We start from the raw sequence: 20,766 nt of genomic DNA on the forward strand, positions 1-20,766 counted from the left end.
CGGCCGGTCAAGGAGTAGGGCCATGCCGAGCGTCTGCACGACGGGTCGGGGCTCGACTCGCCCGGCCAGGCCGACAGAGCGGCTTACTGCTTCAGAGATCTACCGTGCGGTCGGCTTCGCGCCGATGAAGTACGAACCGCGCTGAGCCTTCTCCAGCGCGAGTACGGACAGCTCGGCCACGTCGTGAACGGGCACGGTGCTCCAGTGCGGGTCACCGGGACCGATCATGGTGAGTGGTCGTCGAGGCTCGGTGAAGCCGAGGCAAGCGCCTGGATGAGCGCTGTCTGCTTGCCCGACAGGAGTCTGACGAGGTAGCGGTCCAGGCCCGGCAGCCGGAACAGCCTCAACGCGGCGCGGCGGAGCAGCAGCTCCGCCCGCGACCTCGGCAGGAACCAGCGCGCGCTCCCGTGTGCTGACTCCTGTTTGTCGGTGACGACCGGACGCCAGAGCCGCTCGTAGGTCGCCAGTGCGTCCGGCACACTGGCGGCGCGCGCCACCTGCTCGGCGAGCACGTACGCCCCGCCGATCCCGAGGGACGCACCCATCCCGGCCAGCAGGGAGACCGCGTAGCCGGCGTCTCCGACGAGGACCACGTGGCCGCTGCTCCAGCGTGGCATCACGATTTGCGCCACCTGGTCGTAGTACATCTCGTCGTTCGGCGGGCAGGCTGCGAGCACTCGTGGCGCGATCCAGCCCAGCCCGCCGTACTCGCTCTGGAGCGCGGCCGCACGGTCAGCGGGTAGCCTCGGATTCGAGGTGCGGTGGACGGCGAAGACGGCGACCCGGCCGTCACGGAGCCCGTAGCACCCGAGTTGCGCGCCGGTGCTGTCGGAGAGGCAGAATCGGTCGCGAACCAGTGGTTGTACCTTCGGGTCGGCGAACGTGAACGCCGCGGTGTGGAAGCCGAGGTACTTGACATAACGGCGTTCGGGACCGAACACGAGCCCGCGGACGGTCGAGTGCACACCGTCGGCGCCGATCAGCAAGTCGGCCTCGTAATCGGTCCCGTCGGCCGTGCCAACCCGGACGCTGCGCTCGCCGTCGGAGACGGCTGTGACCTCCGCGCCGAACCTGAGTTCGACGTCGCCGGGCAGGCTTTCCCGCAGCGCCAGTTCGAGATCCGGCCGCATGATGCTCAGCAGCCGCCCGCCGACCGGCTTCGCGAACGTGTCATACCGGATCACCGCACGCCGCCGCCCGGTTTCGTCGTAGTAGCCGGCTTCGTCGATCGCGTAACCGAGTTCGCGCAGCCGCGGGAGGATGCCCATCGCCTCCGCCGCGTCATACCCTGGCCCCATGAAGTCGATCATGTAACCCTGTGTACGCGGCGCCGGTGCGCGCTCGAGGACCGCGACTTCCCAGCCACGCCGAGCAAGACACTGCGCGGCGGTCAGGCCGGCGATCCCCGCACCGCACACCACGGCCTTCATGATCCCGCTCCGTCCAAGCGCAGCTCGACCATCGGCAGCTCGGTGTCCTGTTCGCTGATCGCCGTGCCGAGGGTGTGCTCGAGGATCGTCTTGAAGTGGCGCCAGGCTCGTCGGTGCTTGCTCATGTAGACCGCGAGCACGGCGTCCGCCTCCGCGGGCGACAACCGGCGCGCAGTCGCCGGCGACAGGCCCCGCGCCCCGCTGGCGACCCGAACCCGCGGCTGGGCGACGACGTTGCGGTACCACTGCGCCCGGTCACCGAAGCCGGACGCCACGACGTACGTGTCCGGGGCTGGGTGTCCGACGACTTCCAGCACGACCGCGCGCCTCACGCCGGTTTTGCGGCCGACGTGCTCGAGCAGGAGCAACCGGCAACCGAGGAGGAAGCCGAGCCGGACGCGGTAGAGCCAGATGGGCGCGCGCATGAGCCGCCGGTCGCGCAGCAGCCGGGCACCTGCTCGCCCGATCATGCCAGAGGCGAAGGGGGACGGGGCATTGGTCATCTGCTGACCTCGATTCGTTGTCGGAGGAAAATTCCTCACGCCGACCCGGCCCCGGAGACGCCGAGGCCGTCGCGGTAGACGGCGAACACCTCGGTGCCCCAGCGGCGCATCCCCTCCGCCGACAGCGGATCGACGCCGAGCACCTCGGCCAGCCGGTCGCGCAGGATCAGCACCGCAAGGTCGTTGACGAGCAGGAACGCAGCACGCACCTCAGGATCGGCACCCGCACTCGCCAGGCCGGCCCGCGCCATCGCCGTCACTACGTCGCGGCTCAACGCATGGAGCTTGCCGAACAGCGCGGACGCCGCCGGCCCGCCGGCGAGCAGCAGCCGCCCGAGGTACCCGGGGATGGCGGAGTCGGCAGGAAGGTTGCCGGCCACCGCCTCGACCAGGCTGGGCACCGCCTGCGACTCGAACGGGTGGTCGCCAACCGGCCCGGTGGCCTCGGCGAGCGCCGCCGCAAAGACTCGCGCCACATGGTCGTCGACCGCGGCCCGCAGCCCTCTCTTGGACCCGTAGTGCCGAATCACCAACGCCGGCGAGACACCCGCCGACGCCGCGACCTCGCGAACCGTCACCGCGTCCGGACCACGCTCGCCGAAGAGCCGCAGCGCCTCGTCGCGGATCCTCGCCTTCGCCGTCCGGTCATCAGGTAGTGAACTCACGTTTATCATTGTAAACAGATGTTCACCGTATTGCACAGGAGACGCCACCAAGCGACCTGGAACCATCTCCGGCCAAGGTCGACTGGTGGGCGCTGTCCAGCGACTACCCCCGCAACGTGACCTCACGCAGAGCGGCAGCAACGTCGTGATCCACGCCGAGCAGGTTGCTGCAAACACGTCACGGCGGCCGGCGGAGAACAGACCACGCAACAGGTGGTCGTGCTGATCACCGTTACGACCGCGCACAAAACCGCTAGGCAGACTGACGCTGGTGCGGCGTCCGGTTCATGCTCTCGTGCAACGCCGTACAGCATGCGTTTCGTCGTAGAGGCATGCGGAACTTGACGAAGTTGGTCGGCGCGGTCTCGGCCCTCGTCATGGTCATGGCTTGTGGCGGCCCGACGACCCCACCTGGCTCGGGCGGCGACTCTGGGACGCCGAGCGGTACCGTCTCGACCTCGCCGCCCGCGGCGTCTTCGCCATCGGCCAGCCCGCCCGGCGATTCGCGGTACGACGTGCCCGCGAACAGCACACTGGTGCCCGCGGGGCAGGTCGACGCGAGCGCGCTGCCACCCAGGCTCCCAGCCAAGGCGTACACCACCAACGGAGGCACTGTCCTCTACGTCCGCGCGATAGAGGGCGGCTGCCAGCACGCCCTCGCAGAGCTGACAGAGCAGAACGCACAGCACGTGGTCGTCGATCTCAGCCAGACCAAGGTGCCACCCGGCCAGCTGTGCACGAAGGATCTTCGCTACGTGTACATCTCCGTGACGCTCGCCGCACCCCTTGGCGACCGCACCGTGGTACTGACCCAGTCACCGCCCCGGTGACGAAGGCCACGGAATCCCATCGTCAACGCAAACCGCTCCGCAGTGCGTGCTCGTCGGCGAGTGCGATCGCCAGCTGGCCGGCCGGCGTCGGGTGGAAAGGCGCGGCATCGTGAACGCCTTGAACATAGGGTGTCGCGTCGCACAATGAATGACCAGTGAAATCCGGTCGCACCGGGGTTGCCGAGAACGCCTTCGCACCCTGGCTGAGCACGTCGTTGAGGGAGCCGAGCTGTGCTTCGAGTGACTTCTGCTTGGCGGCTGTGAGACCCAGCTCGTCCAGGCAGTGCTGGGTGGTTCCAAACGGGTTGTAGTAGAGGTTGACCAGGACGCGCGGCTGGGTGGGCAGCGATGCCAGCTGTTTCAGCAGCTGGTAGTAGCTGAGACTGAATCGGGCAAGCTGCTGCTGGAAGTAGGCGACGGACGCATTGTTGTCACAGGTCGCGGTGACAGCGCAGAGCCGAAGGAAGCCTGACCAGCCGACGTCGTTGGCCCCGATGCTCACGATCACCACGGAGGCGCGGGTCGCGGTACGGGCTACGGCGAGTTGGGCGGGTGCGGTGAGGTTTGCCCGCTGCTGGGGGCCGAGAACGCCGGCCGGAATTGTCGCTCCGCTGCATGCCAGGTTCAGCACTTGCCAGTGGTTCACCGCTGCGAGGAAAGCGGCGAAGGTGTCGCTGCTGCGGCCGCACGCCACAGCCTGTGGACCCGCCTCGGTGGGTACGGGGTTGCCGAGCCCGGCGGCCGTCGAGTCACCCAGCACCACCGCGTGCACGTGGGGCTTGGCCGGTTCCGATGAGCTGGGCACAGCGGGCAGCTCTGCGCGTCCGACCAGTGCCTCCAGCGAGCTGACGTTACGCAGTCGAGCGGGCGCCGAGTAGGCGGTGACCATCACCGCGCCGACGTTGATCGCCTCGACCGCAAGCAATCCGGCACCGAGCAGGGCAACTGTGCGCCGCCAGGGCACGCGTGACCAACCGGCAAGGCAGCCGACCAATAGCAGCGCACATCCGCCGGCGATGGCTGATTCCAGCAGGAAGTACCGCTGCCAGCCGCCCACCAGCGCCGCTCCGAGGGCGTCGCCCGGGTCCTTCCGGTTCTCCGGTGTCAAGAAGTCGTGCAATTCACTGTTGACCGTGATGTGGCTGAGTTCGATGCGCGGTCGGACTGGCCCGGCGAACTGCACGACCGTGGGCAGCCGCTGGCCGAACATGTCCAACTCGCCAGGACCCGACGCGTTGAGCTTCGGATCGGCGGCGCCCACCTGCACCGTCTGGCCCGCGACCGAGACAGTCTGCATCGGCGTCACCGTCAGCGACACTCCGATCGACACCGCTGCGATGGCCAGCGCGGCCCCTGTGTAGGTCAGTCCCACCTGTGAGCGATGCGCCCAGGCCCTCATGGCGACTTCACCTCAGGCCGGCTCCAAGATGGGCGCACCTGTGGATCGATCGGGTGCGCAGTGGGCTGAGACGTCACGCGCCGACGGTCGAGTAAGGACGATCTTCACCACGTTTCTCCCTTCAGAAAACCACGTCAGCTTGGTGGGTTCACGGCCAAGCAGTCCCACGGCGCCGGTGCCGCCTCGCCGGGCTCAAAGCTCTGCACTTTCGCTGCGACCGAGACCGTCCCCGCTCTCTCGAAAGTGAAAGAGACCGGAAGGGTGGTGCCGGCCAGGGCTTCGCGGAGGAGGGCGGTGAGCTGGACGTAATACGGCCCGTGGCGGTACTGCGAAGCGCCAGGAGGTACGGGAACTCCGCCGGAAGCGGTCACCGGAAGCCGTCCGACCTCTTCCGCGATACCGTCGCACCCGCGATCCCAGTGCACTGCAGCCTTGTTGACGATCGGGCTCGCGACCGCGACGAGGGCGTCGGCGGTCGGTCCACGATTGACGAGCGTCAGGCGGACCCGCGCGGTGTCACCCACACGGTAGCGATCACTCTCTGGCGGTGGAGGAAGATAGACATTCAGCAACGACAGCATGCCGAACTCCACGTTCGTCCCGAGCGTGCCCGGGGACTCATGGGGACCTCCAGAAGCGGCGTCATCCGCCGGTGAGCATGCGGTCAGTGTCACAAGCACCGCCACTGCGGCAGAAGCCGCCGAACGTCCGCCTGGCCGCCAGCGCTGTTTTCCCGTCCCCGGCATCATCGCCTCCCGTTGCGGCTGATCGCCGGCCCGCTCGCCTTCGTCATGGCAATGCTCCTGCGCACGCCGATCGCACCGGCCTACCCCGCAGCGCAGCCAGGAAACGTGTTCGGCCGCCGGATTCCCACATCAGATTCCTTACGAATTCGTAAGGTTCCCAAGCGAACGCCGTCTTGTGGGCGGCGGGTTCGCCTTCTCTACCGGCGTCCAACCGTTGTCTCGCCGAGCGTGCCGCGGCGGGGGCGGTGCGATGAACGAGCGCACCGTGTCGTCAGTGAGCACGAGGCGCCGGCAACTGAAGCCCGCAGCCACCCGTGACGGGGTCGCCGCGGGCACCGGCGAGGTGCTGCCTGGGTACAGACACGACACTTGAGTTGGTCGCGCGTATGCAGCTCGCGTTACCACGACAGGCGAAAACCATCCACGATCCTGCAGCTTGATCAACCTGAGCCGGAAAACGTCAGCCCCGGTGTTCGTGGGGAGTCGAGGCCTCCGGTGACCCGCCCATCATGCGCAGCATGTCGCGGCCCCCGGTGCGGAAGAACCGGACGAGCAAGGTAGCTGCGAGGAGGAGGAAGATGATGTCGAGCCAGGTGGTGTAGCTCCAGGAGACGCCTCCGCTCACGACTGCCACAGAGCGCTGCGCCGGGACCAGTCCGGCGCCGCCGAAGAGCAGTTCCACCAGGTATCCGGCGCCGACCATGGCCAGGTAGAACGTGCCGAGCAGCGCGAGCGTCATCCGGGTGCCGTAGTACTTCCGGTAGATGTTGAGGATCGGCAGGATCAGCAGGTCGGCGAAAATGAAGGCCACGACGCCGCCGAAGCTGATCCCGCCGTTCCACAGCACCGCGGCGAGTGGGACGTTGCCGATGGAGCAGACGAAGGACAGGATCGCGACGAGCGGGCCGACAATCGGCCCCCACAGCGCGGAAACCAGCGGATGGCCAGTGAAGAAGAAGGCCTGCCAGAACGAATCCGGCACCCACGCCCCGATCGCCCCGGCGATCAGCAAGCCGAGCACCAGGTCACGCAGGATCGCGGCCCACTCCATCACGAACACGTGCGACACCGACGTGAACCTACGAGGTGAGAACAGGCGTCGCCAGAATGAGCCTTCGCCCGATACGGACATGTCCATCGCGGCGTGGCCCTCCATCGAACCGGACACGCCGCGATCGGCCTGCTCGCGAGCCTTCGCGACCATCCGGCCGCGGACGAAAATCCGGAACAGCAGCGCGACCAGCAGCACGATCATGATCGGGCCACCGATGAACTCCGCGGCGGCGAACTGCCAGCCCATCAGCAGCGCCAGGATGATGCCCAATTCCACGACGAGGTTGGTGGACGCGATTTCGAACGCCATCGCAGCGGTGAAGTTCGCACCCTTGCGGAACAAGGATCGCGCCAGGGCGGCCCCCTACGAGCACGAGGAAGACGCAGCGCCGAGCAGCGATGCGGTGGCGAGCGTGCGCGGCCGGGCGTCGCCCATCAGCCGGACGATCGTGGCCTTGCGGACCACCGCCTGAACCACCGCCGACAGCAGGAAGCCGAGGATCAAGGCCCAGAGGATCTCCCACGCCATCGACCCGGCCAGGCCCAGTGCTCGCCCAGCTGCGTCCACGTCCACCACCTTCAATACCACAAGGGGGTACCCCCTGCCGGCGAGGCTAACCGGCACAACCGCCCTCGGCACACCGATCGCAGATCTCGGCCCAGTGACGGGCACGCGGTCAAGAGGGGCATCAGCCTGGAGGCGCGCCGTGGCCAGGACTCCGACAACGCGGCGCCTCAGCTGCGATAGCCGCTGGCCGGCAGGTGGCCGCACGCGCTCCACAACACGGGCCCCTCCAGGGTGTACGTGCGCGGTGGTGTGCTTCACCTGCGTGGGGTTACCCGGTCAGTGCCGTTGGTGATGGTTGTAGAAGCGCAGGGCGAGGACCACCAGGACGAACACCGCGATCACCACCACCGCGACGATGAGTTGGTTCATGCGGGCTCCTTCGCTCGGTGTGTGTCTTCAGGAAAGCACGAAATAGCGCAGCCAGAGGTAGGGCGCCGCGACGAGAACGGTGATCCCAGTGACGACGGCGCCCTTCTTGGTGAACTCCCAGAACGTGATCGGGGAACCGGAGCGGGCAGCGATGCCGAGCATCACGACGTTGGCACTGGCTCCCACGGCGGTCATGTTGCCACCGAAATCGGCACCGAGCGCCAGCGACCACCACAACGCCTGCGAATGCGCCGGGTCAGGGATGTCCTGCGTGAGGGCCAGCACCAGCGGGCTCATGGTGGCCACGTAGGGGATGTTGTCGATCACTCCGGACAGGAGCGCTGAGACACCGAGGATCAAGAACACGGCGAGGAGCGCGTTGCCGCCGGTGGCCTCGGCCGCGAGGTGCGCCAGGCTGTCGATCACCCCGGTTTTGACCAGAGCGCCGATCATGATGAACAACCCGGCGAAGAACAGCAGGGTCTCCCATTCCACGCCGGCGAGGTACTGCTTCGGCTGGGTTCCGGAGACGAGGACGAGTACCCCGGCGCCGAGCAGCGCGACCACCGACGGATTGAGGTGGACGACGGAGTGGAGCACGAACCCTGCGAACACGAACAGGAGCACGACGCCGGATTTGAGCAGCAGTTTCGGCTGTTGGATCGCTTCGCGTTCGTTGAGTGCCATCACGTCGGCGACGCGCGCCGGGTCGGCGGTGAAGGAGCCGCGGAACAGCCACGGCAGCACCAGGACGAGCACCACGAGCTCGAGGGCAACGATCGGAGTGAGGTTGACCAGGAAGTCGTTGAAGGTCAGGCCGGCGCGGCTGGCGATGATGATGTTGGGCGGATCGCCGATGAGCGTCGCCGTCCCGCCGATGTTGGACGCGAGGACCTCGGCGATGAGGAACGGGGCCGGCTTGATGGCTAATCGGTCGCAGACCAGGAGGGTCACCGGGGCGATCAGCAGCACGGTCGTGACGTTGTCGAGGAACGCCGACGCGATCGCGGTGATCAGCACGAGCAGGATCATGATCCGCAGCGGCGAGCCCTTGGCGCGCTTCGCGGCCCAGATGGCGACGAACTCGAACACCCCGGTGCGGCGGAGGATGCCGACGATGATCATCATCCCGAGCAGGAGGAAGATGACGTTCCAGTCGACGCCGGTGTCCTCGGAGAAGAACGCGTCGGCCGATCCGCTGACCCCGGTCGCGAGCACGACGCCGGCTCCGGCGAGCGCCGCGGCCATCTTCGGGACCTTCTCGGTGGCGATGAAGAGGTAGGCGATCACGAACACGGTGACCGCGATGACGGTGCTCATCGCGGCACCGCCCGGGTCAGCGCAGCGCGAGCTCCAGCAAGCGCGAGGCCGAGACGACGCCGAGCAGCTTCCGGCCATCCATGACGGCGACGAGCGGGCAGCGCAGCCGCGCCATCATCGCGGCGACCTCCACCACGGTGTCGTCCGCGTTCGCTCGTGGCAGCTCCGTGGGCTCGGCCGGCAGCAGTTCGCGGACGGTGCGGCCGCCGAGCTTGTCGGCGACCCGGTCGGCCATCGACTCGTTCAGCACCCCAGCCAGCGACGGATCGTCCACCACGTACCGGGGCACCAGGAACTGCACCACCTGCGAGGCCGGCAGCACCGATTGCGGGCACCCGGTGGCGTCGGTCACCACCAGGCCGGGCAGCCGTTGCTGAGCGAGCAGCCGGACCGCGGTCAGCGCGTCGGAGTCCAGGTCGACGACCGGGTACTCCTCGGCCATCTCGGCAGCGTGCATACGCCCAGGTTACGACGAACCGAGTGGTGGTGCTGGGGCTCACGGGCCGCTCCTGTCGTTTTCTTGACGATCACCGGCGGGGGCCCGGCCGGTGGGCAGGTTGTCGGGTGGCTCGACCCGCAGCAGCTTCGCGATCGGCACGTCCGTCGACGAGTGGAGCACGATCGACAGCGCGATCGTCACCGCGACCAGGTCGAACACGAGTTCACTGTCGGTGATGCCCGACTGCAGCGCGAGCAGGCCGTACACCACCGAAGCGAAGCCTTTCGGCCCGAACCACGCGGCGGTCGCACGTTCGCGCCCGGACAGCGGGGTCCGCAGCAGCGACAGCAGCATCGCGGCGGGCCGGACGAGCAGGATCGCCAGCACGGCCAAGACCCAGCCGCCGGCGTGGAGGTGGGAGAGCCGGTCAGGGGTGATCAGCGCGCCGAACACCAGCAGCGCGGCGAATTTGGTGATCTCCGAGAGCAGGTCGCCCAGCGGCTCGAACTGCTCGGCTGCGGTCTTGTCGACGGTCGCCAGTGTCGAACCGGCGGCGAACGCGGCCAGGTAGGGGTTCGCGTGGGTGAGGTGGCAGCCCGCATAGAGGATCACCGCTATCGCCAGCGGCCCCAACGCTTGCAGACGCGGTTCCGCCGTGAGCACCTTGAGCCGCCACGCCAGGCTGACCAGCAGGGGCAGCACGATCCCGAAGGCCAGACCGAGCACCAGTTCGACGACGACCGTGCCGAGATCGGACGAGGTGTGGGTCGCGGTGGCCAGGAAGATCAGCACGAACGGCAATGCGAGCCCGTCGTTGAGGCCCGACTCGACGTTGAGCAACCGCCGCAGCCGCAAGGGCACGTCGCCACGGCCGACGATCGCGGCCGCGAACACCGGGTCCGTCGGCGAGAGAATCGCGCCGAGCAGCAACGACGTCGGCCAGTCCACACCGACCAGGAAGTGGGCGGGCACCGCGATACCGACCATCGTCAGCGGCATCCCGAGACCCAGGGCCCGGCCCGACAGCCGCCAGTTCTCCCGCAAGGCCGGCAGGTTCGCGCGTTGCCCATCGGTGAACAGCACCGTGAACAGCGCGATGTCGGCCAGTGAGGTGACGAGCGGATCGCGCGGCGCGATGTGGATCAAGCCGAGACCGCCGCCCCCGAGCAACGCTCCTGCCAGCAGGAACAACAACGCCGTCGACAAGACCGTCCGCGCCGCGACGCCCGACAGCGACACGCTGATCAACAACACGACACCGAAGGCGAGAACGAGCGCCATGGCACACCCCGAGGTCGACGAACCGGCTCGTCGCCCGGGCGGGCACGAGCAGGCCGACCAGACTTCCCGGCGCTCCCCGCGTAAAGATGCCGCAAAGACCGGCTCGGGGCAAACCGGGAGTCACACCTGCCGACGAAGCGACCACTCCAGCCGTTGCGGAGATAGCCGCTCGGTCGCGACGTAGTAGATGGTCGCGCCGCAGGGCAGGGAGGTGTCCCCCGCTGGGTTCACGATCAGCCGGTCGCGATCCCGCACGGCCAGCAGCGTCGCCCCGTGATGAACGCGGAGTGACGCCCGGCACAGGTCAACGCTCGGAGATCCCGCCGACTCCGGAACCACCGTGGAGTAGGTGCTCGCGCCGCCCTCGGTCATCAGCTCCGCGTAGACGTCGGCGATACCCGGGGACACCAGCTCCTCAGTCACCATGCGCGGGCTGTGCCACTGCACACAGCGGAAACGCTCGTTGACGTACCGCACCAACGACGCCCGGTCGAGGTCCTGCAAGGTGACCACCACGTGGGCCCCGGGGGCCAGATGGTTGACCGCGACCGCCACCGCCAAAGTGGCGTCGTCGTCCACGACGTCGACCAGGACCGCTCGAGCGCGCTCCGCCCCGGCCAGACGGAGAACAGCGTCGTCGGTCAGGTCACCACGGACGAACTCGACGGGCTCACCGGGCATCGGGTGCACACCGACGTCGCCGGCCGCCGCCAAGACCACCGGGCCGGCTCCGTCGGCCAGCAACTGGCGGACGATCCTCTCGGTCCGCGTGGCACGGTAACCGAGCACGATCACGTGGCCACTAACCGAGACTCGCTCGAGCCCTCGCATCCGTCGTCCCTTCATCGTTTCCAGCGCCGCGGCCAGGCGAGCGAACACGGTCGTCAACGTGACGATCCCGCCCGCGATCACGTAGGCCCCGACCACGTGACCGGCCGCAGTCTGCGGCGAGAAGTCTCCATAGCCCACCGTGGACGCGGTGACGGCGAAGTACCACCAGTAGTTGCCGGCTTGAACCAGCTCACTGCCGGCCGGCTCCGCGAGTGCCATCAGCGGCCAGCTGGTCGCGAAAACGAACGCCACCACGAGAACCGGGGCGGCCCACCCCTGTGACCACAACAGCCGGGAAAGCAAGCGGGACAGGACGAACGTCACGATCTCTCCTCCTGCTCGATCTGACACGGCACGTGTGGACACATCACCGGAACTGTCGAGAGAACCATCCGTCCACGCCGGACGCGACGAGTGTTACCCAACCGTGACGGCACTCCGCAGGTCGCGATCACCACACCGCGCAGTCGGACGTACGTCGCCCCGAGCGCACCAGCATCTCACCTGGTCGCAGCTGGATTTCCCTGCCCCAAGTCACGGCACGATGTCACTGCGCCCACTGTGTCGGCGGCACCCTTCAACCTGGACTGCCAGGCCGGGCCGGGGAAGGGAAATCACACAACCACCCAGGCAACTGTTGGCCTGTGCAATCATGTGCTCCGGCAACGAACGGGACGTTGAGAACATGAGAGACCATTGCCGATAGTTCGAGTTGAGAACCTGTACAAGGTGTTCGGTCACCGCACCCAGGAAGCCGTTCGCCGCCTGGAGAACGGTGCGGACCGCGCCGAGCTGGAGCTCCCGGGCGTCACCGCAGCCGTGATCGACGCGACGTTCGAGGTCGAACGGGGCGAGATCTTCGTGGTCATGGGGCTGTCGGGGTCGGGCAAGTCGACCTTGCTGCGCACGCTGAACGGCCTGCTCCCGGCTACCGCGGGGCGGGTGCTCGTCGACGAGGCCGATCTCACCACGATGACCGCTGCTCAGATTCGCGAGCTGCGCCAGCGACGGATGAGCATGGTCTTCCAGCACTTCGCGCTCTTCCCGCACCGCACGGTCGCGGAGAACGTCGAGTATGGCTTGCGCGTGCAGGGTGTGGATCGCAGCCACCGCAGGACCCGCGCCGCGGAGGCACTGCACCTCGTCGGCCTGACCGGTTGGGAGGATCGCCTGCCCGCGCAGCTTTCCGGTGGCATGCAGCAGCGGGTGGGCCTCGCCCGGGCCCTGGCGGCCGACACCGAGGTCCTGCTGATGGATGAAGCCTTCAGCGCCTTGGATCCCTTGATCCGCAAGGAGATGCAGGACCAGTTGCTGTTGCTGCAGGCGCGACTGGGCAAGACGATCGTGTTCATCACGCACGACCTCAACGAGGCGATGCGCCTGGGTGACCGGATCGCGATGATGCGGGACGGCCGGATCGTCCAGGTCGGCACAGCACAGCAAATCCTGACCGCACCTGCTGACGACTACGTGTCGAACTTCATCCGGGATGTCGACCGGGCTCGCGTTCTCACCGCGGGCGCGGCCATGGCCTACCCCCACACCACCATCACGCCGAGCGTCGAACCGGCCGGGGCGCTGGACATCATGCGCCGCGGAGGCGAAGCGGTGCTGTTCGCGGTCGACGGCGCCGGCCGGCTGGAAGGCACCGTCACCGAGGCCGCCGCCCAGGCTGCCGCAGATCAGGGCGTCACCGATGTACGCGGCATCATCGAGCGGTCCGTGCAGCAGGTGGGCGCGGCAACGCTCGCCGGTGAGCTCTTCGAGGCGGCTGCGACATCGGACTTCCCCATCGCCGTGGTCGGGGAAAGCCGGAAGCTCCTCGGTGTGGTCACTCGCGAGTCGCTGTTGCGAGCGCTGGCACCCCCGCCACAGGCCGCGACGGAATCAACTGGGCGTGACATTCCCGAGGTGAGCGCGAATGCGTGACTTCCTCGTCGCGGACCCGTGGAATGTCCCGCGCATCCCCGTCGGCGACTGGTTCCAGGCTGTCGTGGACTGGCTGCAGGGCAACATCGGGCCGCTTTTCGACGGGATCGACGCCGTGACCCAGGGCGCGGTCGACGGGCTGTCGGCCGTGCTGACGTGGCCACCGGCGCTGGCGATGGTCGTGGTCTTCGCAGCGCTGGGGTGGTGGGTTCGGGGTTGGAAGTTCGGACTCGGTTCGGTGCTCGGGTTCGCCGTTATCGACGGGCTGGACCGGTTTCCCTCCGCCATGCAGACTCTCGCCCAGGTTCTCGTTGCTGGTGTCGTGGCGGTCGTGATCGCGGTGCCGCTCGGCATCGCGGCCGCGCGCAGCTCCGCGGTGAGCCGGGTGGTCAAGCCAGTCCTGGATTTCATGCAGACCCTGCCGGCGTTCGTTTACCTGATCCCGGTGATCTTCTTCTTCTCGATCGGGCCTGTCCCCGGCGTCGTGGCCACCGTGGTGTTCTCGCTGCCGCCCGGGGTGCGCCTGACCGAGCTGGGCATCCGCCAGGTGGACCCCGAGATGGTCGAGGCCGGCGAGGCGTTCGGCTCACCCCCGCGGAAGATCCTCACGGAGATCCAGCTCCCGCTGGCGATGCCGACGATCATGGCCGGGGTCAACCAGATCATCATGCTGGCGTTGTCCATGGTCGTGATCTCCGGCATGGTCGGCGCGCCCGGCCTCGGCGCCGAGGTGTATGCGGCGGTGACCAGCCTCAAGCTCGGCCAAGGATTCGAATCCGGGCTCGGTGTCGTCGTCCTCGCCATCTACCTCGACCGGATCACCTCGTCGCTGGGCGATCGCTCGGCCCTGGGACGAGCCCGCCGGCGCGCGGGCGCCTCCTGATCCGAACACCTTCCAGAAAGGACTGATGAGTGCGCACAGCCAAGCGGATCCTCGCGCTGGGCACAGCGATCGTCTCGCTGGTCGCTCTCGCCGCCTGCGGCGGCCGACAAGCGGCCTCGGGTAACGACCAGAGCTCGAAGACGATCACGATCGGCTACATCAACTGGGACGAAGACGTCGCGCTGACCAACCTGTACCAATCGGTGCTCGAGGGTAAGGGCTATACCGTCAAAACCCAGCTGCTCGACGTCGGCCCCATCTACGCCGGGCTGGCCAAGGGCGACGTCGACCTGTTCCTCGACTCCTGGCTGCCGGCCACGCACAAGGACTACTGGAACCAGTACAAGGACAAGCTCGAAGACCTCGGCGTCTGGTACGACAACGCGACACTGAACCTCGCAGTGCCCGACTACGTCAAGGACGTCGACAGCATCGCCGACCTCAAGACGCACGCCGCCGAATTCGGCGGCAAGATCACCGGGATCGAGGCGAGCGCCGGCGAGACCGGGATCGTGCAGGACGACGTCCTTCCGAAGTACGGCCTGGCGGAGTCGATGCCGCTGCAGAACTCCTCGACCACGGCCATGCTCGCCGCGCTGGACAGCTCGATCAAGGCGCAGAAGCCCATCGTCGTGACGCTGTGGCACCCGCACTGGGCCTACTCCCGCTACCACCTCAAGGACCTGAAGGATCCTCAAGGCGCGATGGGCAAGGGCGAGCAACTGCACGCCATCGGCCGCAGCGGCTTCGGAGCGGCCTTCCCCGCACTGGGCAAGATCGCGAAGAACTTCAAGCTCACCGACGACCAGCTCGGTTCGCTCGAGGACACGATCCAGCAAGCGCCCAAGGGCGAAGAGAAGGCCGCGGCCGGGAAGTGGGCCGACCAGCACCGCCAGTTCGTCGACCAGGCGTTCGCCGGACTGTGACAGTCGTGGGGTCCGCTCCGGTCGAGGAACCGAGCGGACCCCACGACGGGCGCGGGACGGCCGCGCGCCCAGCGGAGAAACCCGCCGGTAAACGCGCTGGCCTTGTCCGACCCACTTCGCCCGGATACGGCACACTGGAAGCATGGCCCGCCCCACGACCGCCGCAGCCACTAGCAACGTCGACGCGATCACGGACGCCGTCCTCACGGCGTCCCGACTTCTCGTCGCCGTGTCGGCCCGATCGATCGCGGCAGCGGGCGACCTCATCACCCTGCCGCAGTTCCGCGTCCTGGTGATCCTGCACTCGCGCGGCCCCTTGAACCACGCCGCGCTGGCCGAACTGCTGAACGTCACGCCCTCGACCACGAGCCGCATGGTCGACCGGCTCACCGCGGTCGGCATGGTCGCCCGGCAGAACAGCCCGTCGTCACGCCGGGAAATCCTCATCGAGCTCACCGACGAGGGCGCCCGGGTGGTGCGCCTGGTGACCAACCGGCGCCGCCGCGAGATCGCCAAGATCGTCGCGAAGATGCCCGAACACGCTCGCCACGGCTTGGTCGACGTGCTGACCGCCTTCACCGAAGCCGGCGGCGAGCCTTCCGTCGACGCGACTGCGGACGGCATCTGGGGCTGACTGGATCGTCAGGCAAATGTCAGGTGCCGCGGACCCAGCGCGGACGAGAATGAGTTCGTGAGCGCTGCCGACCACCCGAGCCACCGACAGGACCAGCCACAACCGGACCGGACGGTGCCACGGCAACGGTGATGCGCTACGCCCAGCACTGCCCGGTAGCCGGAGCGGCCGAAGTCCTCGGCGAGCCTTGGACCGTACTGATCATCCGGGAACTCCTGCACGGCAGCAACAGTCCCCCGCAGCTGATCCGCGGGCTGCCGGGCCTGTCGCGCAGCCTGCTCGGCAGACGGCTCCACCAGCTCTCCGCAGCCGGGCTGGTGACGCTGGCGCGGTCGCAGGGCACGCTCACCCGGTGTGCCTTGACCGACGCTGGTCGAGCGCTCGAAGGCGTGATCGACGTACTCGGGCGCTGGGGACGTCGATGGCTGCCACCACCCACCGGCGACGTGGATCCGGAACTCCTGTTGCTCGACATCGCCCGCGACATCGACCGGCTCGGGCTGCCTGCCTCTCCCGTCAGCATCCACTTCCGGTTCGCCGAAACGTCCCGGCAGCGGTGGTGGTGGCTGGTCCTGTCCGACACAGCTGTCGTGGCCACAGCACAGGACCCCGCGCTGCCGATCACCGTGCGGGTCGAGTGCACGCCCTCCGCGCTCGCGGCGATCTGGCTGGGCCACGACAGCTGGCTCGACGCGGTCAAGGACCACGCGGTTCGCCTCACCGGGAACCGCGCGGCCGTCCGGTCGGCCGTCGCGTGGCTCGGGACGAGCCGCTACCACCGGCCCGGGGAGCCCCCGCGGTGAACCGCGTACCACCGGGCGACGGCGAACAGCCGGGGTCGGGGCGGCCATGCCGCACCGGTTGCTCCGGCCGGTTCGCCCACGAGTCGAACGCCAGCAGCACCACCGCCGCGACGGCCCCCAGCCCGCCCAGAAGCAAGGCACCGAAGGCCACCACCAAACCCGACACCAGCAGCACCGGCACGACCGCGAGCCAGCAATACGGGTCCGGCTTGCCGAACCACCTCCGGTCACCGTTCGCCACAACTGCTCACCTCACCCTTCACCGTTGCAGTATGCAACACTTGTCTAGGACATCAATGCGGGGTTGGCGGTATCGTGGTGAACGATGACCGGGAAGGGCCCGAAACGATGACCGTGCGCGTGCTGCTGGTCGAGGACGACGTGATGATCAGCGAGGCGCTCGCCCTGACGCTCGCCGACGAAGGTTTCGAAGTCGTTCAGGCGGGCTCGGGTGAAGAAGCGCTCGAAACCGTGGAAACCACCACTGTCGACGTCGTGCTCCTCGACTTGATGCTGCCGGGCATCGACGGGTTGAGCGTGTGCCGGACCTTGCGCGACAACGGTGATCTGCCCGTCATCGTGATCACTGCGCGCACCGACAGCTCCGACGTGATCGCGGGGCTGGAAGCCGGTGCGGACGACTACGTGACCAAGCCGTTGGTGGCAGGAGAGTTGGCGGCGCGGGTCCGAGCACTGCTCCGCCGGGCGGCTCCGGCTCGCGCGGCGCGGCTGCGGGTCGGTGATCTCGAACTGCGCCCTGAATACGCGAGCGCCTACCGGTCGGGCAGGCCGATCCACTTGACCCGTACCGAGTTCCGCCTGCTGACCGAGCTGGCCGCGGCCGACGGTGAGGTCGTCACGAGGGAGCAGTTGCTGCAGCGGGTCTGGGGCCACAGTTACTTCGGCGACACCCGCCTGCTCGACGTCCACATCAGACGGCTGCGGCGCAAGGTCGAACCCGATCCCGACGTGCCCACCGTGGTGGTGACCGTGCGCGGGATCGGTTACCGCGTGGGCTCGCCGGCGTGAGCACCGGCGCGCTCAGCCGCGTTTCCCTGCGCTGGCGGGTCTCCGCGGCGTTCGGGCTGGGACTCCTGCTCGTGGTGAGCACGCTCGCCATCGCGGTCTGGAACCTCACGACGGGCTACATGTTCAGCCAGCGCGAACAAAGCGCGGCACGGCAAGCGGACGTCAACGTCAGGTTGGTCGATTCGGCGATCCGCGCGCACCCCGACAGCCTCGACGAGCTTCTGACCGGACTCGCCACCGGGCCGGACTCCACGATCCTGCTGTCCCTGCCGAACGGTTGGCTGACCGCCGGTCGCCACGTCCTCCCCCGGGCCCTTCCGGCCGAGCTGGTCGCGCAAGCGCGAGCCGGGCAGCCGGCCCGGCAGCGGTTCACAGTCGATGGCGTTCCGGTCCTCGCTGTCGCCCTTCCCGTCGCCGCCCACAACGGCCTCTACGTCGAGCTCTACCCCCTGCTCGAACTCGATCGGACCTTCCGCTACCTCAGCACCATCCTGATCGCGGGCACTGTGGCCTGCAGCATCCTGGGGGTCGCGCTGGGCGCGTGGTCCACGCGCCGCGCCCTGCGCCCGTTGACCGCGCTCACCGCCGCGGCGTCCCGGGTCGCAAGCGGCGACCTGAGCGCCCGGCTTCCGGACCAGGCCGATCCCGATCTCGCTCCGCTGGCCACCAGCTTCAACGCGACCGCCGACGCGCTCGAACAGCGAGTGCGCCGGGACGCTCGGTTCACCACCGACGTCAGCCACGAACTGCGCTCCCCGCTCACGACGATGACCACCGTCGCCGAAGTCCTGGACCGCCGCCGCGAGTCCATGCCCGCCCCGGCGCAGAAAGCGCTGCGGCTGCTGCTCGCCGAGCTGCGCCGTTTCCAGCGGATGGTCCTGGACCTGCTGGAAATTTCTTCCGCCGACGAACAGGACGCCGAACACGGCCGTGAGCTGATCGATCTGGCGGCGTTGGCGCGCAACGTCATCGCCAGCAGATCCGGCCCGGGTCCCGCCGTGGACGCACCGGCGGAACCAGTTCTGGCCTTCGGCGACCGGCGACGGCTCGACCGGGTCTTGACGAACCTGCTCGACAACGCCGATCGCTACGCGGGCGGGCCGGTTCGCGTCGCGGTGTTCGCCCACGGCGGCACGGTACGACTGGAGGTCGACGACGCCGGCGAGGGCGTGCCCGCGGAACTCCGCGAACGCGTCTTCGAACGCTTCGCCCGCGGCGTGCACTCCGGGCGGCGCGGACCGGACTCCGGTAGCGGTCTCGGGCTGGCCATCGTCGCCGACCACGTACGCCGCCACCACGGCAGCGTGCACATCGAAGACCGCCCCGGCGGCGGAGCCCGGTTCGTGGTCGAGTTGCCGGAAGCTCGCGGATAGCCCCGGCTCCCGGCCAACGCTTGCCCTTTCCGCACCGATCGTCAGGCAGTCGTCAGGTGCACCAGAGCCGTGGAGCAGCAGAATGGGACGGTCATCACAGCAACAAGAACGAGGAACGCCCATGCAGCAACACCCCCTCCAGGCTGTCCCCGCGCAGGTCAGCGAGCGGTTGAGGGAAGAATTCACCGGGCAGCTCTCCGCCGCCGCGATCGACACCATCGTGCACGCCGCGGCCCGTGACCTCGAAGGCCAGATCGTTCCCGAAGCACTCGACGAAATGCTGCACCGGCTGGCGCGGTTCCGTCTCGTCCGGCTGGTCGACGCCACGCGCGGAACTCAGAACAGGCTTCCCTCGTCCTCCGGCCAGCCCCTGACCACGTAGGAGACCAGCAGGTCCCCCAGCGCCGCCGCATCCACGCTGGGGGCCGGCACGCCACCTTCGCGCGCGCCTGACAACACATCGCGCACAAAACTCTCCACCACAGCGGGCGGCGGCACCGTCGCGTCCGCCAACCGGGCAAGCACCGTTGAAGGCCGCCGGCTCGTGTTCTCCAGCACCACTTTCCAGCCGCTGCGCGCGGACCAGATCGCCATCACGTCTCGGTCCGGATGGCGTACGCATCGACCGGGCAGCGCCAAGTAGGCGGCTGGTCGCGCCCCGCCTTCGCAAGCAGTTGCCCTGCGGCACCCGCAGGGCACGGCCGATCGCACGGACGTAAGCAGGGAGCCCGAGGTCCTCCAGCGGCAACGCCCGTTCGCGCATCACCGGCGCACGTCGCGGTCCGAGAGCCGGGCCAGCATCGCGTTGTACGCCTGTAGCGCATCCTCATCCTCGTCGACGCGAGTCCCGTCGCCGAGCTCCAGCGCCGACCGGCGCGCGTTCTCCAGCCACGACCCGAGGTCGTCGCCACGCTCGCTCGAACGGAGCCAGCCGCCGATCACCGCGACAGCGAGTACGGCCATCAGCGCGTCGCCGCCGACCCACATCATCGCGCCGCCCCAGTGCAGGTCTTCGACCAGTCCGGGGCCCCAGTGCCGGACCACGGCCGCATAGGCGGCGAACGGCTCGTGCGGTGTCATCATCAGCGCCACTCCCACGACCGCGTCGACCACCATCGCGGCGAACAACAGCACCAGCCGCATCAGGTAGGGCGTGGGACGTCTGCCCGGCCGTACTCCCACGATCGGCAGCAGGAGCAGCAGACCGGCGACCAGGTAGCCGACTTCCTCGAGTCCGTGCAGTGCCGGCACGGTCAGGGCGCCCTGCAGGAACGGGGTGAGGTGCGTGCCCACGACCACCACCGTGTACAAGGCGAACCCACAGATCGGGTGAGCAGGTGTCGCCACGAACGCGTGGCCACGGGGCAGCAGTTCGAACGGCCGTCCGAACAACAGCAGCGCCGGCGCGACCATGATCAGCAGCAGGTGCTGAGCCATGTGAACGGTGAACAGCACCGAACTGTAGGTGTTCACCCCGCTGCCGAGCGCGAACAGCACGAGGATCAGGCCGGCGAAGAACGCGCACGTCCGCCCGGCCGGCCAGGAACCGGCTCGCGCGGAGGCCCAGCCGTACCCCAGCCCGGCGAGCCCGACGGCGATCGCGCCGGCCACCGGCACGTCCCAGTCGGCCAGCAACGCCCACGCGGTGAAGGGTGCCACGGCGGTCACCGGGGCTCCGCTCGGCCGCTAATCATGCTCAGGGTAACTTTTGCAGTGAGCAACACTTGCACGATGCTACTCGGCCTGCTGGGCTCG

General features: G+C 68.4%; 21 protein-coding genes and 1 pseudogene. 8 read left to right on the top strand and 14 right to left on the bottom strand.

Annotation, left to right across the window (positions count from 1 at the left end; translation table 11 throughout):
* Positions 1–99 precede the first annotated feature (99 nt).
* The 12 genes and pseudogenes from ACIA77_RS49310 to ACIA77_RS49365 all read right to left on the bottom strand — a co-directional run bounded on the left by ACIA77_RS49310 (position 100) and on the right by ACIA77_RS49365 (position 11,758).
* Positions 100–228, bottom strand: coding sequence for a hypothetical protein (locus ACIA77_RS49310; protein ID WP_395893154.1), 129 nt, complete (start codon positions 226–228; stop codon positions 100–102).
* Positions 225–1,430, bottom strand: coding sequence for an FAD-dependent oxidoreductase (locus tag ACIA77_RS49315; RefSeq protein WP_395893155.1), 1,206 nt, complete (start codon positions 1,428–1,430; stop codon positions 225–227). Before ACIA77_RS49315 ends, ACIA77_RS49310 begins: the two co-directional genes overlap by 4 nt.
* Positions 1,427–1,933: a nitroreductase family deazaflavin-dependent oxidoreductase gene (locus ACIA77_RS49320; protein ID WP_395893156.1), complete on the bottom strand. Its 507-nt coding sequence runs from the start codon at positions 1,931–1,933 to the stop codon at positions 1,427–1,429. Before ACIA77_RS49320 ends, ACIA77_RS49315 begins: the two co-directional genes overlap by 4 nt.
* A gap of 35 nt (positions 1,934–1,968) precedes the next feature.
* A complete protein-coding gene (locus ACIA77_RS49325) occupies positions 1,969–2,598 on the bottom strand; it encodes a TetR/AcrR family transcriptional regulator (RefSeq protein WP_395893157.1) in 630 nt (209 codons plus the stop codon).
* A 253-nt stretch (positions 2,599–2,851) separates the two neighbouring features.
* A complete protein-coding gene (locus ACIA77_RS49330; RefSeq protein ID WP_395893158.1) occupies positions 2,852–3,202 on the bottom strand; it encodes a hypothetical protein in 351 nt (116 codons plus the stop codon).
* 248 nt (positions 3,203–3,450) lie between these two features.
* The gene (locus ACIA77_RS49335) at positions 3,451–4,800 is read right to left on the bottom strand and encodes a GDSL-type esterase/lipase family protein (protein WP_395893159.1); all 1,350 of its coding nucleotides are present in this window, start codon (positions 4,798–4,800) and stop codon (positions 3,451–3,453) included.
* Positions 4,801–4,961: 161 nt separating this feature from the next.
* Entirely contained in the window at positions 4,962–5,408 is a 447-nt protein-coding gene (locus ACIA77_RS49340; protein WP_395893160.1) for a copper chaperone PCu(A)C, read from the bottom strand.
* A gap of 625 nt (positions 5,409–6,033) precedes the next feature.
* A pseudogene (locus ACIA77_RS49345) lies at positions 6,034–7,452 on the bottom strand (permease).
* 138 nt (positions 7,453–7,590) lie between these two features.
* Positions 7,591–8,883: an ArsB/NhaD family transporter gene (locus ACIA77_RS49350; protein ID WP_395893161.1), complete on the bottom strand. Its 1,293-nt coding sequence runs from the start codon at positions 8,881–8,883 to the stop codon at positions 7,591–7,593.
* A 16-nt stretch (positions 8,884–8,899) separates the two neighbouring features.
* Positions 8,900–9,340: a CBS domain-containing protein gene (locus ACIA77_RS49355; RefSeq protein ID WP_395893162.1), complete on the bottom strand. Its 441-nt coding sequence runs from the start codon at positions 9,338–9,340 to the stop codon at positions 8,900–8,902.
* A gap of 39 nt (positions 9,341–9,379) precedes the next feature.
* Positions 9,380–10,603, bottom strand: a complete 1,224-nt coding sequence (locus ACIA77_RS49360; protein WP_395893163.1) for a cation:proton antiporter — start codon at positions 10,601–10,603, stop codon at positions 9,380–9,382.
* Positions 10,604–10,723: 120 nt separating this feature from the next.
* Positions 10,724–11,758 (bottom strand): ion channel, encoded by a 1,035-nt coding sequence (locus tag ACIA77_RS49365; RefSeq protein ID WP_395893164.1) that lies wholly within the window; start codon positions 11,756–11,758, stop codon positions 10,724–10,726.
* A gap of 405 nt (positions 11,759–12,163) precedes the next feature.
* Here ACIA77_RS49365 and ACIA77_RS49370 point away from each other — a divergent pair, with 405 nt between their 5' ends.
* From ACIA77_RS49370 to ACIA77_RS49405, 8 genes are all read left to right on the top strand, one after another.
* The gene (locus ACIA77_RS49370; RefSeq protein ID WP_395893165.1) at positions 12,164–13,363 is read left to right on the top strand and encodes a glycine betaine/L-proline ABC transporter ATP-binding protein; all 1,200 of its coding nucleotides are present in this window, start codon (positions 12,164–12,166) and stop codon (positions 13,361–13,363) included.
* Complete coding sequence (locus ACIA77_RS49375) at positions 13,356–14,246, top strand: ABC transporter permease (RefSeq protein WP_395893166.1); 891 nt, start codon at positions 13,356–13,358, stop codon at positions 14,244–14,246. Before ACIA77_RS49370 ends, ACIA77_RS49375 begins: the two co-directional genes overlap by 8 nt.
* Before the next feature lie 29 nt (positions 14,247–14,275).
* Complete coding sequence (locus tag ACIA77_RS49380) at positions 14,276–15,172, top strand: glycine betaine ABC transporter substrate-binding protein (RefSeq protein ID WP_395893167.1); 897 nt, start codon at positions 14,276–14,278, stop codon at positions 15,170–15,172.
* A gap of 142 nt (positions 15,173–15,314) precedes the next feature.
* Positions 15,315–15,806, top strand: coding sequence for a MarR family winged helix-turn-helix transcriptional regulator (locus ACIA77_RS49385; RefSeq protein ID WP_395893168.1), 492 nt, complete (start codon positions 15,315–15,317; stop codon positions 15,804–15,806).
* Between the two features lie 131 nt (positions 15,807–15,937).
* Positions 15,938–16,609 carry a winged helix-turn-helix transcriptional regulator gene (locus tag ACIA77_RS49390; protein WP_395893169.1) on the top strand — a complete coding sequence of 224 codons (672 nt, stop codon included), beginning with the start codon at positions 15,938–15,940 and terminating at the stop codon, positions 16,607–16,609.
* A gap of 348 nt (positions 16,610–16,957) precedes the next feature.
* Complete coding sequence (locus ACIA77_RS49395) at positions 16,958–17,638, top strand: response regulator (protein WP_395893187.1); 681 nt, start codon at positions 16,958–16,960, stop codon at positions 17,636–17,638.
* The gene (locus tag ACIA77_RS49400; RefSeq protein WP_395893170.1) at positions 17,635–19,011 is read left to right on the top strand and encodes a sensor histidine kinase; all 1,377 of its coding nucleotides are present in this window, start codon (positions 17,635–17,637) and stop codon (positions 19,009–19,011) included. The genes ACIA77_RS49395 and ACIA77_RS49400 overlap by 4 nt, the downstream gene beginning before the upstream one ends.
* A gap of 121 nt (positions 19,012–19,132) precedes the next feature.
* Complete coding sequence (locus ACIA77_RS49405) at positions 19,133–19,393, top strand: hypothetical protein (protein ID WP_395893171.1); 261 nt, start codon at positions 19,133–19,135, stop codon at positions 19,391–19,393.
* Here ACIA77_RS49405 and ACIA77_RS49410 read toward each other — a convergent pair.
* Together ACIA77_RS49410 and ACIA77_RS49415 are read right to left on the bottom strand one after the other, a co-directional pair.
* Positions 19,348–19,722: a DUF6292 family protein gene (locus ACIA77_RS49410; protein WP_395893172.1), complete on the bottom strand. Its 375-nt coding sequence runs from the start codon at positions 19,720–19,722 to the stop codon at positions 19,348–19,350. The two genes, ACIA77_RS49405 and ACIA77_RS49410, sit on opposite strands and share 46 nt — an antisense overlap.
* Before the next feature lie 51 nt (positions 19,723–19,773).
* The gene (locus ACIA77_RS49415) at positions 19,774–20,679 is read right to left on the bottom strand and encodes a cytochrome c oxidase assembly protein (RefSeq protein WP_395893173.1); all 906 of its coding nucleotides are present in this window, start codon (positions 20,677–20,679) and stop codon (positions 19,774–19,776) included.
* Positions 20,680–20,766 lie beyond the last annotated feature (87 nt).

It is taken from the genome of Amycolatopsis sp. NPDC051903, assembly GCF_044452505.1.
Lineage (GTDB): Bacteria > Actinomycetota > Actinomycetes > Mycobacteriales > Pseudonocardiaceae > Amycolatopsis.

Coding starts and splice junctions, on each gene's coding strand:
- ACIA77_RS49405 (WP_395893171.1), top strand. CDS start 19,133: ATGCAGCAACACCCCCTCCAGGCTGTCCCCGCGCAGGTCAGCGAGCGG.
- ACIA77_RS49395 (WP_395893187.1), top strand. CDS start 16,958: ATGACCGTGCGCGTGCTGCTGGTCGAGGACGACGTGATGATCAGCGAG.
- ACIA77_RS49375 (WP_395893166.1), top strand. CDS start 13,356: ATGCGTGACTTCCTCGTCGCGGACCCGTGGAATGTCCCGCGCATCCCC.
- ACIA77_RS49320 (WP_395893156.1), bottom strand. CDS start 1,933: ATGACCAATGCCCCGTCCCCCTTCGCCTCTGGCATGATCGGGCGAGCA.
- ACIA77_RS49310 (WP_395893154.1), bottom strand. CDS start 228: ATGATCGGTCCCGGTGACCCGCACTGGAGCACCGTGCCCGTTCACGAC.
- ACIA77_RS49360 (WP_395893163.1), bottom strand. CDS start 10,603: ATGGCGCTCGTTCTCGCCTTCGGTGTCGTGTTGTTGATCAGCGTGTCG.
- ACIA77_RS49390 (WP_395893169.1), top strand. CDS start 15,938: ATGCGCTACGCCCAGCACTGCCCGGTAGCCGGAGCGGCCGAAGTCCTC.
- ACIA77_RS49355 (WP_395893162.1), bottom strand. CDS start 9,340: ATGCACGCTGCCGAGATGGCCGAGGAGTACCCGGTCGTCGACCTGGAC.
- ACIA77_RS49350 (WP_395893161.1), bottom strand. CDS start 8,883: ATGAGCACCGTCATCGCGGTCACCGTGTTCGTGATCGCCTACCTCTTC.
- ACIA77_RS49315 (WP_395893155.1), bottom strand. CDS start 1,430: ATGAAGGCCGTGGTGTGCGGTGCGGGGATCGCCGGCCTGACCGCCGCG.
- ACIA77_RS49385 (WP_395893168.1), top strand. CDS start 15,315: ATGGCCCGCCCCACGACCGCCGCAGCCACTAGCAACGTCGACGCGATC.
- ACIA77_RS49340 (WP_395893160.1), bottom strand. CDS start 5,408: ATGCTGTCGTTGCTGAATGTCTATCTTCCTCCACCGCCAGAGAGTGAT.